This is a genomic window from Comamonas sp. B21-038, assembly GCF_022387135.1.
Lineage (GTDB): Bacteria > Pseudomonadota > Gammaproteobacteria > Burkholderiales > Burkholderiaceae_C > Comamonas > Comamonas sediminis.
Window position 1 is genome coordinate 4,656,771 of sequence record NZ_CP092462.1, and the last position, 15,207, is coordinate 4,671,977.

Annotated in this window: 16 protein-coding genes; 12 read left to right on the forward strand and 4 right to left on the reverse strand. The window is 67.0% G+C overall.

Features of this window, described 5'->3' with window-relative positions; genetic code table 11:
* The first annotated feature begins 22 nt into the window (after nt 1-22).
* The 7 genes from MJ205_RS21100 to rbsD all read left to right on the forward strand — a co-directional run bounded on the left by MJ205_RS21100 (nt 23) and on the right by rbsD (nt 7,538).
* Entirely contained in the window at nt 23-1,288 is a 1,266-nt protein-coding gene (locus MJ205_RS21100) for a YbfB/YjiJ family MFS transporter (protein WP_239810235.1), read from the forward strand.
* 215 nt (nt 1,289-1,503) lie between these two features.
* Entirely contained in the window at nt 1,504-2,454 is a 951-nt protein-coding gene (locus tag MJ205_RS21105; RefSeq protein WP_239810236.1) for a sugar ABC transporter substrate-binding protein, read from the forward strand.
* 14 nt (nt 2,455-2,468) lie between these two features.
* Nucleotides 2,469-4,058 carry a sugar ABC transporter ATP-binding protein gene (locus MJ205_RS21110; protein ID WP_239810237.1) on the forward strand — a complete coding sequence of 530 codons (1,590 nt, stop codon included), beginning with the start codon at nt 2,469-2,471 and terminating at the stop codon, nt 4,056-4,058.
* Nucleotides 4,059-4,082: 24 nt separating this feature from the next.
* On the forward strand, nt 4,083-5,111 hold the full coding sequence (locus MJ205_RS21115; RefSeq protein ID WP_373449401.1) for an ABC transporter permease: 1,029 nt from the start codon (nt 4,083-4,085) through the stop codon (nt 5,109-5,111).
* An 8-nt stretch (nt 5,112-5,119) separates the two neighbouring features.
* Nucleotides 5,120-6,169, forward strand: a complete 1,050-nt coding sequence (locus tag MJ205_RS21120; RefSeq protein WP_239810238.1) for a LacI family DNA-binding transcriptional regulator — start codon at nt 5,120-5,122, stop codon at nt 6,167-6,169.
* The gene (rbsK, locus tag MJ205_RS21125; RefSeq protein ID WP_256460948.1) at nt 6,166-7,140 is read left to right on the forward strand and encodes a ribokinase; all 975 of its coding nucleotides are present in this window, start codon (nt 6,166-6,168) and stop codon (nt 7,138-7,140) included. The genes MJ205_RS21120 and rbsK overlap by 4 nt, the downstream gene beginning before the upstream one ends.
* Nucleotides 7,137-7,538 carry a D-ribose pyranase gene (gene rbsD, locus MJ205_RS21130; RefSeq protein WP_239810239.1) on the forward strand — a complete coding sequence of 134 codons (402 nt, stop codon included), beginning with the start codon at nt 7,137-7,139 and terminating at the stop codon, nt 7,536-7,538. The genes rbsK and rbsD overlap by 4 nt, the downstream gene beginning before the upstream one ends.
* A 79-nt stretch (nt 7,539-7,617) precedes the next feature.
* Here rbsD and MJ205_RS21135 read toward each other — a convergent pair whose 3' ends face one another.
* The 3 genes from MJ205_RS21135 to MJ205_RS21145 form a co-directional block, all read right to left on the reverse strand.
* Nucleotides 7,618-8,889 carry a sensor histidine kinase gene (locus MJ205_RS21135; RefSeq protein WP_239810240.1) on the reverse strand — a complete coding sequence of 424 codons (1,272 nt, stop codon included), beginning with the start codon at nt 8,887-8,889 and terminating at the stop codon, nt 7,618-7,620.
* A 28-nt stretch (nt 8,890-8,917) separates the two neighbouring features.
* Entirely contained in the window at nt 8,918-9,646 is a 729-nt protein-coding gene (locus MJ205_RS21140; protein ID WP_239810241.1) for a response regulator transcription factor, read from the reverse strand.
* A gap of 128 nt (nt 9,647-9,774) precedes the next feature.
* A complete protein-coding gene (locus MJ205_RS21145) occupies nt 9,775-11,130 on the reverse strand; it encodes an AmpG family muropeptide MFS transporter (RefSeq protein WP_239810242.1) in 1,356 nt (451 codons plus the stop codon).
* A 160-nt stretch (nt 11,131-11,290) separates the two neighbouring features.
* On the opposite strand from MJ205_RS21145, the gene MJ205_RS21150 reads away from it, so the two are divergent.
* The 5 genes from MJ205_RS21150 to cysC all read left to right on the forward strand — a co-directional run bounded on the left by MJ205_RS21150 (nt 11,291) and on the right by cysC (nt 14,589).
* Nucleotides 11,291-11,992 (forward strand): helix-turn-helix domain-containing protein, encoded by a 702-nt coding sequence (locus MJ205_RS21150; RefSeq protein WP_239810243.1) that lies wholly within the window; start codon nt 11,291-11,293, stop codon nt 11,990-11,992.
* 78 nt (nt 11,993-12,070) lie between these two features.
* Entirely contained in the window at nt 12,071-13,015 is a 945-nt protein-coding gene (locus MJ205_RS21155; RefSeq protein WP_239810244.1) for a DMT family transporter, read from the forward strand.
* 89 nt (nt 13,016-13,104) lie between these two features.
* Entirely contained in the window at nt 13,105-13,458 is a 354-nt protein-coding gene (locus MJ205_RS21160; protein WP_239810245.1) for a DUF6916 family protein, read from the forward strand.
* The gene (locus MJ205_RS21165; RefSeq protein WP_239810246.1) at nt 13,448-13,966 is read left to right on the forward strand and encodes a GNAT family N-acetyltransferase; all 519 of its coding nucleotides are present in this window, start codon (nt 13,448-13,450) and stop codon (nt 13,964-13,966) included. Before MJ205_RS21160 ends, MJ205_RS21165 begins: the two co-directional genes overlap by 11 nt.
* On the forward strand, nt 13,963-14,589 hold the full coding sequence (gene cysC, locus MJ205_RS21170) for an adenylyl-sulfate kinase (protein ID WP_342395171.1): 627 nt from the start codon (nt 13,963-13,965) through the stop codon (nt 14,587-14,589). The genes MJ205_RS21165 and cysC overlap by 4 nt, the downstream gene beginning before the upstream one ends.
* Before the next feature lie 27 nt (nt 14,590-14,616).
* Here cysC and MJ205_RS21175 read toward each other — a convergent pair whose 3' ends face one another.
* Nucleotides 14,617-15,189 carry a phage tail protein gene (locus MJ205_RS21175; protein ID WP_239810247.1) on the reverse strand — a complete coding sequence of 191 codons (573 nt, stop codon included), beginning with the start codon at nt 15,187-15,189 and terminating at the stop codon, nt 14,617-14,619.
* Nucleotides 15,190-15,207: the final 18 nt, after the last annotated feature.

Sequence of the window (15,207 nt, forward strand, 5' to 3'; positions counted from 1 at the left end):
ACATAAACGACAGGTCCGCACCATGCCACCCTCGGTCAGCTCTTCGGTTTCCCCTTCCTCGTCCAGCGCTGCGCTGCCCTGGAACCAGCGCCCATGGCTGGTGGCCGTGGCCGGCATGGTGGCGCTGGCTTCGGCCATGGGCGTGGGGCGCTTCGCGTTCACCCCGTTGATGCCGATGATGCTGCATGACGGCAGCATTGACCTGGCGCAGGGCAGCTGGCTGGCGATGAGCAACTACCTGGGCTACTTTGTCGGCTCGCTGCTGTGCATGGTGCTGCCCTGGGTAGCCCAGGGCCTGATGCAGCGGCTGCACCCCTCGCGCATGGTGCACTGGTGGCTGTTCATCACCGCCGTGCTGACGGCGGCGATGGCACTGAACTGGCCCGGCGCCTGGGCCAGCCTGCGCTTTGTCTCGGGCGTGGCCAGCGCCGTGGTGTTCCTCAATATCACCCTGTGGTGCATGTCGCAGCTGGCGCATCTGGGGCGGCCGCAGATGGGCGGCCTGCTGTTTTGCGGCCCGGGCATCGGCATTGCGCTGACCGGCCTGGCCACCAGCGCCATGGTGGCAGCCGGCTGGCATGCCGTCAGCGCCTGGCTGGCGTTTGCGCTGCTGGCGCTGGTCTTCTGGCTGATGGTGATGACGGTGGTGCGCGGCCCGCTGGCGCCACCGCCTGCCCATACGCAGACCGGCGCCGCTGTGGCAGCCGCACCCGAGGGCCCGGTCGACCGGCTGCTGCTGACCCTGGCCTACAGTCTGGCCGGCCTGGGCTATATCGTCACCGCCACCTACCTGCCGGTGATTGCGCGCGGCGCGCTGCCCGCCGATTCGGTCTGGCCCGACCTGTTCTGGCCCATGTTCGGTGGCGGCGTGGCACTGGGCGCCTATCTCTCGACCCATTTGCCTACCCGCTGGGACCGGCGCCGTCTGCTGATGGCCGGCTACGGCATCCAGGCGGTGTCCATTGCCATCAGTGCGCTGTGGCCGACGCCGCTGGGCTTTTCGCTGGGCAGCCTGCTGCTGGGCCTGCCGTTTACGGCACTGACCTTTTTTGCGCTGCAAGAGGCGCGCCGCATCTGGCCGAGCGCGCTCAGCAGCTTTCCGGGTCTGCTGACGGCGGCCTACGGCTTGGGCCAGATCGTAGGCCCGCCGATGGTCGCCTGGATGCTGGCCCACAGCGCCAGCACCCAGCAGGGCTTTGCCTATGGCCTGGCGGCCGCAGGCGCTGCACTGGTGTTGGGGATCGTGATTCTGGCGGCCATGGTCTGGCGCCATCCGCACCAGGGCTGAGCCGCTGAAAGGCCGCCTGCAGGCAGCCGTAGCGGGTTGCCCAAGCGGGTGCCGCCGAAGCATTTGCCCGGCATGACCCACTCGTGAAATCTTGTTTGACCTTCGGGTAAACTCCGGGGCGCAAACGTTTGCGCCCATGCAAACATGCGGCATCTCGCGGCTACTGCTGTGGATGGCACCGCGCGATGCACAACAATCCTTCGGAGACTTATCTCATGCGCTTTACCCGCCGTACCCTGACTGCTGCGCTGGCTTTGGCCACCGTGGCTGGTTTTTCCCACCAAGCCGTTGCGGCTGACAAGCCCAAGGTGGCGCTGGTGATGAAATCGCTGGCCAACGAGTTCTTCCGCACGATGGAAGACGGCGCCAAGGCGCACCAGAAGGCCAATGCCGCCCAGTACACCTTGGTGGCCAATGGCATCAAGGACGAGACCGACACGGCCGCGCAGATCAAGATGGTCGAGCAGATGGTGGCCCAGCGCGTGCAGGCCATCGTGATCGCCCCGGCCGACTCCAAGGCCCTGGTGTCGGTGCTGAAAAATGCAGCAGACAAGGGCGTGCTGATCGTCAACATCGACAACAAGCTCGATGCCGACGCGCTCAAGAGCAAGGACCTGAACGTGCCTTTCGTGGGTCCGGACAACCGTGCCGGCGCCAAGCTGGTGGGCGATTTCCTGGGCAAGCAGCTGCAGGCCGGTGACAAGGTGGGCATCGTCGAAGGCGTCTCGACCACCTTCAACGCCCAGCAGCGCACCCTGGGCTTCCAGGATGCGATGAAGGCCGCTGGCGCCAATGTGGTCAGCCTGCAGTCGGGCCAGTGGGAAATCGACAAGGGCAACACGGTGGCCGCCGGCATGCTGCGCGAGCACCCTGATCTGAAGGCGATCATGGCAGGCAACGACAGCATGGCGCTGGGCGTGGTCGCAGCGGTGAAGGCCGCCGGCCGCACCGGCAAGGTGCAGGTCGTGGGCTATGACAATATCGCCGCCATCAAGCCCATGCTGAAGGACGGCCGCGTGCTGGCCACCGCCGACCAGTACGCTGCCAAGCAGGCTGTGTTCGGCATCGAGATCGCCCTCAAGGCGCTGGCCGAGAAGAAAAAGCAGAACGAGCTGCCCGCTGAAGTCAAGACCGATGTGGCCTTGGTGACCAAGGACAGCAAGTAATCACGGCGCACCCCATGGCTACGACTGAGGCGCAAGGCGCCGGCACGCCACGCGTGCGTTTGCAGCAGATCGGCAAGGCCTACTCCGGCACCCTGGTGCTGGAGGGCGTGAGCCTGGATCTGCAGGCGGGCGAAGTGATGGCGCTGACCGGTGAAAACGGCGCGGGCAAGAGCACCTTGTCCAAGATTCTGTGCGGGTTGGTGGATCCATCGCAGGGGCAGATGCAGCTCGATGGCAAGCCCTTTGCCCCCGCGTCGCGGCGCGAAGCCGAGCGCCTGGGCGTGCGCATGGTGATGCAGGAGCTGGGCCTGGTGGCTACCTTGACGGTGGCCGAGAACCTGCTGCTCGGCCAGCTCCCCCACAGGCTCGGCTGGCTGAACCATGCGGCGATGCGGGCGCTGGCCCGCACCCAGCTGGCCAAGATCGGCATGGAGCATATCGATCCGGACACCCCCGTCTCGCAGCTGGGCATTGGCCAGCAGCAGATGGTGGAGATCGCCCGCAACCTGCAGGAGGGCACGCGGGTGCTGGTGCTCGATGAGCCCACCGCGATGCTCACGCTCAAGGAAACCGAGCACCTGTTCACACAGATTGCACTGCTCAAGGAGCGCGGTGTGGCACTGGTCTATGTGTCGCACCGGCTCGAAGAGCTGCAGCGCATCGCCGACAAGGTGGCCGTGCTGCGCGATGGCCGCCTGGTCGATGTGCGGCCCATGCAGGGCGTGCAGGAGCATGAGCTGGTCGAGCGCATGGTCGGCCATGCGGTGCAGGACAACGAAGGCCGGCCGCGCCGCGCGCGTGGTGCACTGCGCCTGTCTGCCAAAAATCTGCAACGCGGCGCGCAGGTGCGCGGCGTCAGTCTGTCGCTCTATGCGGGCGAGATCATGGGCCTGGCGGGCCTGGTCGGCTCGGGCCGTACCGAGCTGGTGCGCCTGCTGTTTGGCGCAGACCGCGCCGAGCACGGCGAAATCAGCCTGCATGCCGCTGGCAGCCCCGCGCCCACGCAGACGGTGGCGCCCAACTGGAACAGCCCCGTGCAGGCGATCCGGGCCGGTATCGGCCTGGTGACCGAAGACCGCAAGTCGCAAGGCCTGCTGCTGTCCCAGTCGATCCGCGCCAACACCACCTTGGCGGGCATGCACAAGATTGCACGCGGCGGCTGGCTGCAGCGCGCGCAGGAGAGCGAAGTGGCCCGCCATTTTGTCGAGCGTCTGCGCATCCGCTCGCGCAGCGCCGAGCAGGCCGTCTCCACGCTGAGCGGTGGCAACCAGCAAAAAGTGGTGTTTGCCCGCTGGCTGCACCAGCCCTGCGATGTGCTGCTGCTCGATGAGCCTACACGCGGCGTCGATGTGGGCGCGCGCGCCGACATCTACCACGAGATCGACCGCATGTGCGATGACGGCAAGGCCGTGCTGATGGTCTCCAGCGACCTGCGGGAGCTGATGGCCATGTGTGACCGCATTGGCGTGATGCACGATGGCGAGCTGGTGGCCGTGTTCGAGCGCGGCCAGTGGAGCGATCAGCAGTTGCTGGCCGCCGCTTTTGGCAATGTGGATGAAGCCCCATCGGCCCACGCCGCAGCACAGGCTGCAACCCCCGAATAAAAGAGCAGGCAAGAGGACCAAGCCATGACAACCCCCCTTTCCGCGCGCGCCAGCGCGCCTACGCCGTCGGCTGCAGCGGCTGCCAGCGCCGCCTCGCAGGCGTCTTCGGGCCGCATGCAGGCCTGGGGCACCTATGTGGGCCTGTTTCTGGTGCTCGCCGCGATGGTCGCGCTGTTCAGTTTCCTCAGCGAGTATTTCTGGAGCACCGAGACCTTTGTCACCATCGCCAACGAGATCCCCGCGCTGGCGGTGATGGCCGTCGGCATGACCTTTGTGCTGATCCTGGCGGGCATTGACCTGTCGGTGGGTTCGGTGCTGGCGCTGTCGGCGGCAGTGGCGGCCCAGGCGATACTGGTCTGGGGCCTCAACCCCTGGGCTGCGGGTGCGCTGGGCCTGCTCTGCGGCCTGCTGTGCGGCGCGGTGCTGGGCTCCATCTCGGTGGTCTGGCGCCTGCCCACCTTCATTGTGTCGCTGGGCATGCTCGAAGCGCTGCGTGGCGCGGCCTACCTGGTTACCGACTCGCGCACCCAGTATGTGGGCGATGCGATCTCGGGCCTGGCGGCGCCCATTGCCGCGGGCGTCTCGGCGGCTTTTGTCATCGCCATCGTGGTGGTGGCGCTGGGCCAGATTGTGCTGACCCGCACCGTGTTCGGCCGCTATGTGGTCGGCATCGGCACCAATGAAGAGGCCATGCGCCTGGCCGGTATCGATCCGCGCCCCATCCGCATCCTGGTGTTTGCACTGACCGGCCTGCTCGCCGGCCTGGCAGGCCTGATGCAGTCGGCCCGCCTAGAGGCCGCTGACCCCAATGCCGGCAGCGGCATGGAGCTGCAAGTGATTGCCGCCGTCGTGATCGGTGGCACCAGCCTGATGGGCGGGCGCGGCTCGGTGATCGCCACCTTCTTTGGTGTGCTGATCATCGCGGTGCTGGAAGCGGGCCTGGCCCAGATCGGCGCCAGCGAGCCGGCCAAGCGCATCATCACCGGCGCGGTGATCGTCGTGGCCGTGATCATCGACACGGTGCGCCAGCGCCGTGCCGCACGCCGGGCCTGACGGTGGTGATGAGCAGCATCAAGGACGTGGCGCGCCTGGCGGGCGTGTCCGTCACCACGGTCTCGCATGTGCTGAACAAGACGCGTTCGGTGCTGCCGGCCACGCAGGAGCGTGTGCTGGAAGCCGTGCAGACCCTGGGCTATGTGCCCAGCGCCGTGGCGCGCAGCCTCAAGACCCAGGCCACGCACACCATCGGCATGCTGGTGCCGGACAACTCCAATCCCTATTTTGCCGAGCTGGTACGCGCGGTCGAAGACGCCTGCTTTGCGGCCGGCTATGCGCTGCTGCTGTGCAATACCGACAACGATGCCGGGCGCCAGCAGGTCTACCTGGATGTGCTGTCGCAAAAGCGGGTCGATGGCCTGATCGTGGCCTCCACCAGCGATGATGCGCTGATGTCCCAGCACCTGGTGCAGACGGCGCTGCCGATGGTGCTGATCGACCGGGCCATTGCCGGCCTGGAGCGCCCCTGCGTGCAGACCGACCATGTGCAGGGCGGCATGCTGGCCACCCAGCACCTGATGGCCCTGGGCCGCAAGCGCATTGCCTGCGTCGCTGGCCCGCAGGATCTGCAGTCCAGCGAACAGCGCGTACAGGGCTGGCGCCAGGCACTGCAGCTGGTGGGCCTGCCCAGCGATCTGCTGGTGCATGGTGATTTCACCGTCAACGGTGGCTATGTGGCCATGCAGCGCCTGCTGCACGACGGCGGCGCCAACCGGCCCACGGCCGTGTTTGCCTGCAACGACCTGATGGCGATGGGCGCGCTGCGCGCCGTGCATGAGGCGGGCCTGCAGGTGCCGCGCGATGTGGCCGTGGTGGGCTATGACGATATCGAGCTGGCCAGCTATACCCAGCCAGCGCTGACCACGGTGGCCCAGCCGACCCGGGCCATGGCCCAGCAGGCGTTGGCCTGGTTGCTGGAGCGCATCCAGGCCGGCCGCAGCGCCGGCCCGGCCGCCGCTGCCACGCAGATGCTGGTGCCGGCGCTGGTCACCCGCGAGAGCAGCCGGGCGCTGGCCCGGGCTGCCGTGCCGATTGTGAGTGGAGAAACAGTGTGAATGTGCCTATCTTGAGCCAGGCGCCGCGTATCGTGGTGCTGGGCAGTTTGAACATGGACCTGGTGCTGCGCGTGCCGCATATGCCGCGCGCTGGCGAGACCATGCTGGGCCAGTCGCTCAGCCAGGTGCCCGGCGGCAAGGGTGGCAACCAGGCCGTCAGCTGTGCGCGGCAGGGGGCGGCCGTCAGCCTGCTGTCCTGCGTGGGCGAGGACGCCTATGCCGACCAATTGCTCGCTGGTCTGGTGGCCGACCATATCGATGTGCAGCATGTGCAGCGCAGTGCGCGCGATGCCACCGGCGTGGCCGTCATCAGCGTCGATGACAGCGCCCAGAACCAGATCGTGGTGGTGCCCGGTGCCAACCTGCGGCTGCAGGTGACCGAGCCGGTGCTGCGCCCGCTGCTGCAGGATGCCGACTATGTGGTGCTGCAGTTCGAGACCCCTTTGCAGGAGGTGGACCAGGCCTTGCGCAGCGCGCGCGCCGTGGGCTGCAAGACTGTGCTCAACCCGTCACCGGTGCAGCCGCTGCCCGATGCCTGGTGGCCCATGGTGGATGTGCTGGTGGTCAACGAAGGCGAAGCCGCCCAGCTCAGCGGCAGCCCGGTGGACAGCCCCGAAAGCGCCGCCCGTGCCGCGCGCTGGCTGCAGGCCAAGGGCGTGGGCCAGGTGGTGGTGACCTTGGGCAGCCAGGGCGCCGTTTGCTGCGGCCAGCCGGCCCAGGGCAGCGCAGAAGCCGCCGCCCATTGGCACCGCGCCCCCCAGGTACAGGCGGTGGACACCACGGCCGCTGGCGATACCTTCCTGGGCGCACTCACCGTGCAACTGGCGGCTGGCGCCAGCCTGGACGACGCCACGCAGTGGGCCATCCGTGCGGCGGGCATCTGCGTGACCCGCGCAGGCGCACAGCCTTCCATTCCTTTCCATGCCGAGGTCGCCACCCGCACCGAAGCCAGCCTCTGGAGCCCCGTATGAAGCGTGCCGCATTGTTGAATATCGAGTTGTCGCAGATCATCGCCGCGATGGGCCATGGCGATCTGTTGGTCATTGGCGATGCCGGCCTGCCGGTGCCCCCTGGCGTGCGCCGGGTGGACCTGGCCGTGGCGCGCGGTGTGCCCAGCCTGGACCAGGTGCTGCAGGCCATTCTGAGCGAGCTGCAGGTGGAAGCGGCCGTCGTCGCCAACGAGTGCCTGGACGGGCCGCAACTGCCGGCCTGGTACCAGCAGCGCCAGGCCGATGGCCTGCCCAGCGCGCCGCAATGCGTGCCGCATGAAGCGTTCAAGGCGCTGAGCCGTCAGGCCGTGGCCGTCGTGCGCACTGGCGAATGCACGCCTTATGCGAATATTGCGCTGCGCTCCGGCGTCGCTTTTTAAGCGCTGACATCCACCGTGCCATCAACAAGGGCCTCTGCTGCAAAGCAAGAGGCCCTTTTTCAATGCGTTCACAGCTGGCTTAGACGCTGGCCGGCGGCAGGGTTTGCGCAGGCGTGCTGCGTGCCAGCGGTGCCAACGGCAGGCGCAGCACAAAGACGGCGCCGCCGCCCTCACGCCCTTCGCAATGCACGCTGCCTTCATGGCGCTCGGCAATCGAGCGCACGAGGGCCAGGCCCAGGCCCACACCGCCATGGCGCTCGCTGGCGCCGGGCATGCGGTAGAAGGATTCAAAAATGCGCTCGCGCTGGTCGGGCGGCACGCCGGGCCCCCGGTCGGCGACGCGGATTTCCGCATACGCGCCCTGTTTGTCCAGGAACAAGGTGATCGGGCCCTGGGAGTAGCGGCGGGCGTTTTCCAGCAGGTTGCGCACCGCGCGGCGCAGCAGCTTGGCAATGCCACGCACCTCGATCGCATCGCCATGCGTGTCGGCCACTTCCAGGTCGGCCTCCACCCGTGCGCACTCTTCGGCGCACAGACCGATGATGTCGATCATCTCGGCGGTGCCCACATCGGCCTCGCGCGCACCGAGACGGCTAGCCAGCAGAATTTCGTCAACCAGCTGGTCCAGCTCGGCGATATTGCGCTGGATCTCCTGCTTGAACGTGGGCGAGGGCTTCTCGCCCATCAGCTCCACGCCCATGCGGATGCGGGTCAGCGGGCTGCGCAGCTCATGCGAGGAGTTGGCCAGCAGCGATTTGTGCGATTGCACCAGCGCCTCGATGCGGGCGGCTGCGGCATTGAATTGCTCGGCCAGGTCGCTGACCTCGTCATTGCCGCGCACATCGACGCGCACCGACAGGTCGCCATCGCCAAACTGCTTGACGCCTTTGCGCAGTGCCTCGAGCCGGCCCATCAGGCGCCGGATGATGGGGAACACGCCCACGACGACGACGACCCCAATGAGGCCCAGCATCCAGAAAAAGCCAAACGGCGGCTTGACCCAGAACCACCAGGGCCCCAGATTGGGCGGCGGCGGGCGGTGGCCTTCGCCCCGGCCGGAGCGGCGCTGCAGCTCCATCTCGTAGGTGCGGCCCTGGTCGTCCTCGATCAGGTACAGCACCAGTTCGCTGGGGTCGCCGGGCTGGCGCACCGCCTCGCCATGCAGCAGCAACGAGCCATCGGCACTGCGGATCAGCAGCTCGCGCGCCGGGGGCTGCAGTGGTGTGGCGTTCTTTTCCGCCGCTGCCTGCCAGGCCCAGCCAATCACCAGGATCAGCACGGCCACGCCGCCCACCACGGTGAGCCAGATACGCAGATAAAGCCGTTCGGCGAAGTATTTGTACAGATGCATGCGGGCGGCGGGGCGCTGGAGCCAGTCCTCAGTCCTGCTGTTTGGCGAACACGTAGCCGACGCCGCGCACCGTCAGAATGCGGCGCGGGTTCTTGGCATCGGCCTCGATGGCGGCGCGGATGCGGCCCATGTGCACGTCGATGGAACGGTCAAAGGCTTCGAGCTCGCGGCCCCGCACGGCTTCCATGATCTGGTCGCGGCTGAGCACGCGGCCGGCGCGTTCGGCCAGGGTGACCAGCAGGTCAAACTGGTAGCTGGTCAGGTCGGCGGGCTTGCCGCTGATCGTGACGGAACGGGCGTCGCGGTCGATCTCCAGGCTGCCAAAGCGCAGCACCTGGCTGGCGGGGGCCGCCGCGCTGCCGCCATCGACCCGGCGGCGCAGAATGGCGCGGATGCGGGCGAGCAGCTCGCGCGGCTCGAACGGCTTGGGCAGGTAGTCGTCGGCGCCCACTTCCAGGCCGATGACGCGGTCCATCGGGTCGCCCTTGGCGGTCAGCATCAGGATGGGCACCTGGGCGGCGGGGCCGTTCAGGGTGCGAATGCGGCGGCAGACCTCCAGGCCGTCGAGATCGGGCAGCATCAGATCGAGGATGACCAGGTCGGGCGACTGGCCGCTGGCCGGCTCCTGCAGCGCTGCGAGGCCGCTGGCGCCATCGGCCATGTGGCTGACCTGCAGCCCCGACTGGGCCAGATACTCGCTCACCATATTGGCCAGACGCTCGTCATCTTCGATCATCAACAGTTGGTGGGTATGCATGGCAGTCATGGTTAGGGGCGGGAGGACCCGCAGATTTTGCTATAGGGGCGATCGTGGCACGCCGGGGTCGCGCCGGATTGTCCCTGCCGTAAAGTTTGGTAAACCGCGCATCGGTCGTGCCAAGCGGGTCAGGGCCTGCCGGGCACAGGCCTGATGCGCGACGCCAGCCAGACCAGCACCAGCACCGGCAACCCCAGCAGCGCCGTCGACACAAAGAACTGCGCATAGCCGAAATGGTCCACATAGACGCCCGAGAAGCCGGCAATCCACTTGGGCAGCAGCATCATCATCGAACTGAACAGCGCATATTGGGTGGCCGAGTAGTTGACGTTCGTGAGACTCGACAGATAGGCGATGAAGGCCGCCGACGCAATACCGCCGGCCAGGTTGTCGGCGGAGACCACCGCAATCAGGCCCACCAGGTCATGGCCACGGGTGGCCAGCCAGGCAAACAGCAGGTTGCTGCCGGCCGACAGCACCGCGCCCAGCATCAGCACCCGCATCACGCCGATGCGCATCGAGATCACCCCGCCAATGAAGGCGCCGACCAGTGTCATGATGACGCCGAAGATCTTGCTGACCGAGGCGACCTCGGCCTCGGTGTAGCCCATGTCGACATAAAAGGGGTTGGCCATGATGCCCATCACCACATCGGAGATGCGGTAGATCGCGATCAAGGCCAGGATCAGCGCCGCATGCCAACCGTAGCGGCCCAGAAAGTCGGCAAACGGGGCGACCAGCGCCTCCCGCAGCCACTGGGCGGCATTGCGGGCAGGGGTCAGCGCCTTGGCCACGGGCTCGGGCGACAGCAGCACGGTGACCACGCCCACCAGCATCGACGCGGCCATCACCAGGTAGGCAAAGCTCCAGGCCTGGCGCTGGTAGTCGCCCGCGCCTTCTTGCAGCCCCAGCGCCACCAGCCACAGCACGCCAGCGCCGGCCCAGATCATCGCGATGCGGTAGCCCGTCTGGTAGGTGGCGGCCAGTGCCGCCTGGCGCTCGGCGTCGGCCGATTCGATGCGGTAGGCATCGAGCGCAATATCCTGCGTGGCCGAGCCAAAGGCCACGGCCAGCGCGCACCAGACCACGTGGTTGAGGTGCAGTTGCGGATCGGCCCAGGCCATGCCCAGCAGGCCGGCGATCACCAGGCCCTGGGCCAGCAGCAGCCAGCTGCGCCGGCGCCCCAGCAGGCGCGTGAGGCCTGGCAGCGGCAGCCGGTCGACCAGTGGCGACCAGACCCATTTGAACGCATAGGCCAGGCCCACCCAGCTGAGGTAGCCGATGGTGCTGCGGTCAATCCCCGCCTTGCGCAGCCAGAACGACAAGGTGCCCAGCACCAGCAGCAGCGGCAGGCCGGCAGAAAAGCCCAGCGCCAGCATGCGCAGGCTGGCCGGCTCGGTGTAGACGCGGAACGTGTCCGCCCAGGAGCGGCGGGCGGCAGGCGCGGGAGCGGAAGAAGAGAGGGGCGAAGAGGTGTCGGCCATGCAGACGGAAAGCTGTGCAGTAAGCGGGGCGGCCCGGGCCAGTCCCGGACCATGCGCCAATATACGCTGATCCGCACGGCCAGGCGGGGCAAGCGGCGCAACAGGGAGCAACCGCCAGCGCCTGGCTACACTGTGCGCTATGCACTGATGCACCGCTGCCATGGCCGACCACTCTCACCACCGCTTGCTGGCTCCTGACTACTCTGTTCGCCATTACGAAGGCGAGCAGCAGGCGCACAGCCATGACCATGTGCAGCTGCTGTACGCACTGGCTGGCCGCATGGAGCTGGAGGTCAATGGCAAGGCGGCCTATGTCGATACCGCCAGCGGCGTGGTGATACCGGCCGGCTCCACCCATGCCTACCTCGCGCAGAAGGGCAGTGCACTGGCCGTGGTGGATGTGCCCGATGGCGCAGACTGGACGCAGATGCGCCGCTTTGCCGCACCACCGCGTGACTGGCTGGCCACCCATGCCTCGGCCTTGACGGTGGCCCAGGCCCATGTGGCCTGGGTGCAGCAATCGCCTCAGCTGCTGCTGCGCCGTGCGCTGGATGTGCAGGCCATCACCGCTGCGGTGCGGGCCGATCTGGCCGGCGACTGGCGCACCCCCCAACTGGCGGCCCTCGCGCACCTGAGCCCGCAGCGCTTCCATGTGCGCTGGCTGGAGCTGACCGGCAGCACCCCCCAGCAGTGGCTGCGCGACCTGCGCCTGACCGAGGCCAGCAAAGCGCTGGCCGCCGGCCAGCCGCTGGAGACCACGGCACTGCGCTGCGGCTACAGCACCGCCAGCGCGCTGGCCTATGCACTGCGGCGCGACCGTGGCGTGGGCAGCCGCAGCCTGCGCAAGAGCGCGGCGCGCTGATGCATGGGGCCTGTGGAGCAGCGCAGGCACAAGCGTTTCTCGACATTTGCCCGGGTCCCGCCGCAGCACCATAGCGGTATGACACAGACATCCAGCGGCATGGTTTCCCCTGCACCTTCTTCTTTCTTCAGCGCCTCCGCCCAGGGCATTGCACTGGTCGCCATTGCCGGTGTGCTCTGGGGCACCAGCGGCACCGCCCAATACTTAGGGGCGGCGGGGCTGTCGCCGTTCTGGGTGGGTGCGGCGCAACTGGCGGTGGCGGCGGCCTTCCTGGGCCTGAGCCTGCTCTGGGCGCGGCGCGGCAGCACTGGCAGCCTGGTGCTGCGGCCCCGCCAGGCGGGGCTGCGGCTGTCGTCGTTCTTCTGGGCATCGCTGGGCATTGGCGGCTACAGCGTGTTCTTTTATGCTGGCCTGCAGATGGCCGGTGTAGGCGTGGGCACGGCCGTGGCCATTGGCAGCAGCCCCATCTGGGCGGGCCTGCTGCAGGCGCTGGTGCTGCGCGCGCCGCTGTCGCCGCTGTGGTGGCTGGGCACCTTGGTCAGCGTGGCCGGTGGCGTGGCGATGGTGATGGGCGAGGGCGGCAGCAGCCAGGTCTCCTGGCCTGGGCTGGCGCTGTGCCTGCTCGCGGGGCTGTCCTATGCCGGCTATGCGCTGGTCAACAAGCGCCTGGTCAGCCATATGTCGCCCAAGGTGGTGAACTTTTATGTGTTCAGCGGTGCTGCGCTGCTGGCGCTGCCTGTTGCCGCGCTGTATGCGGGTGCGCCGCAGTGGAGCCTGTCTGCCGTGCTGGTCGTCGTCTACCTGGGCGCTGTCGTCTCGGGCATTGCGCACTTGCTGTTCTCGATGGGCCTGCGCCATATCTCCGGGCCCACCGGTGTGGCGCTGAGCCTGATCGAGCCAGTGGCGGCCTTTGTGCTGGCGGTGTGGATTGTCGGCGAGCACCAGCCCTGGGTGGCCTGGGTGGGCTTGGCGGCGGTGCTGCTGGGGCTGTGGGTGGTGGTGAAGGCGGAGATGCGGGGCTGAAATCCAGGTCACGCATTCGCTGGTGCCGCCCGCAGGCCCAGCGATAGAATGGCGCTCTTGCCACCATGGACTGCGTTTGCTGCCCCTGTATGACCTTGCCCGAAGCCACTTACCAACTGGATGATGCCGTATGGTCGCGGGTGCTGACGCAGGAGATGGCCAGCCAGCTCCAGGGCCAGTCGCTGGTGTTCCTGGCTGGGGATACGGCGGGGCATACGCACCAGATTCCGCTGCTGGTGACGGCCTTTGAAACGCAAGGCCGAACGGCCCCAGGCATGGCCGCATTCCGGCTTAATTTTCAGGGCCCGGCCGCCCCGGTGCTGCCCAGCCAGACCTACCGCGCACGCCATGCGGACTGGGGCGACTTTGCGATCATGGTGTCCGCAACCGGGGCCGATGCGCAAGGCGTGTACTACGAGGCCCACTTCAGCCATGCCCTCTGAGCTGCCTGCGGCGCTGCAGCTGGGCAGCTTGCAGCTGCGCCAGTCTTTGGCGTCGGATGCGGATTTTTTGCGTGCTCTTTACCGCGATGTGCGCAAGGATGAGCTGGCGGCCACCGGCTGGCCGCCTGAAGCCATCGATGCCTTCTGCCAGTCGCAGTTTGATTTTCAGCGTCAGCACTATGGCAGCTACTACCCCGATGCGCTGCATTACCTGGTCGAACAGGATGGCCAGCCGATCGGGCGTTTGATTGTGGAGGACGGGCCCGATGAGTTACGGGTCGTCGATATCTCGCTGCTGGCTGCACAGCGTGGCCAAGGCCTGGGCAGCGTGCTGCTGCGGTGGCTGTGCGACTGCGCTGATGCCCAGCGGCAGCCGCTGGCGCTGAGTGTGGAGCCGCATAACCGCGCGCGCCATTTATACCTGCGGCTGGGCTTTGTGCAACTGCCAGGCGATGGGCTGTACGTGACCATGCGCCGCGCGCCCACCAAGACGGAGCCTGCCGAATGAAAGACCATCCAGAACCCGCCGCCGCCATCTTTCCGCCTGGCCAGGCGGTGCTGCCGGCCCAGCGCGCCGCGCTGATGGGCCATGCGCCCTGCTGCATCTGGCTCACCGGGTTATCTGCCTCGGGCAAGACCAGCCTGGCCCATGCGCTGGAGCGGGCCTTGCACCAGCGCGGCTGCCATACTTATGCGCTCGATGGCGACAACCTGCGCCAGGGGCTCAATGCCGATCTGGGTTTCAGCGCCGAGGCGCGGGCAGAGAATATCCGCCGCATGGCCCATGTGGCGCGGCTGATGGCCGATGCCGGCCTGGTGGTGATTGTGGCTGCCATCTCGCCGTTTGCGGCAGACCGGGCACAGGCGCGGGCCTTGTTTGCGCCGGACGCCTTTGTCGAGGTGTTTGTCGATACGCCGCTGGCTGTGTGCGAGGCGCGCGATCCCAAGGGCTTGTATGCGCGCGCCCGGCGCGGCGAGCTGCGCGACTTTACCGGTATCGACAGCCCGTATGAGCGGCCGCTGCAGCCGGAGCTGCATTTGCAAGGCAAAGACCTGGCGCCTGAAGCTGCGCTGAGAGCTGTACTGGCGTATCTGGATGCGCTGGGCTTGGAACAGAAGCGGCCCGGCTGAGCGGGCCGCTTCTGAAATGCCCAATGCTCAGTTGCGCGATGGGAAGACGCCTTCCAGCGCAATGATGAAATTCACGGCTAGATAAGGTTGCATGATGGAGAACGGAATGGATCCGCCTGCCTGCCCTATGGTGACAGTTGGAGCAGGTGCATTACCTCCCAAGGGGACCGTTGTGCCGGCGCTTGCCGAATCAATGTACTGTGAATCCCGCTGGTTGGATTGCGCCAGTAAAGAGCCCGTAATTGGTGCCTGCAATGTGCCTGCAGACGTGCTGGCCATGATGCTACCGTTGGGGGTAACGGTGGCGGGGTGGGTATGGATGGGCATATTCGAACTGGTCAACGTGGTGTTGTGCGTGCCTCCCACTTGTCCCAGGACAAAAGGCTCGAGCCCTGGACCCTGACCGGTACCCACGGGCACGCGACTACTCAAATTTGGAAGTTGAAAAGTGCTCTGTCCGTTGCCACCATAGGTGGTCCCTAGAATGGAGAACAGCGCCACATTTTGTTGGATAGCCAAAATCTGCCCCTGACAGAATGCCCAGCCTCGTGGGGCGAAATTGCCAGCAAACATGACGATTTGGCCAATAAACGGGTCCATGGTCGATTCCTTTAAGGT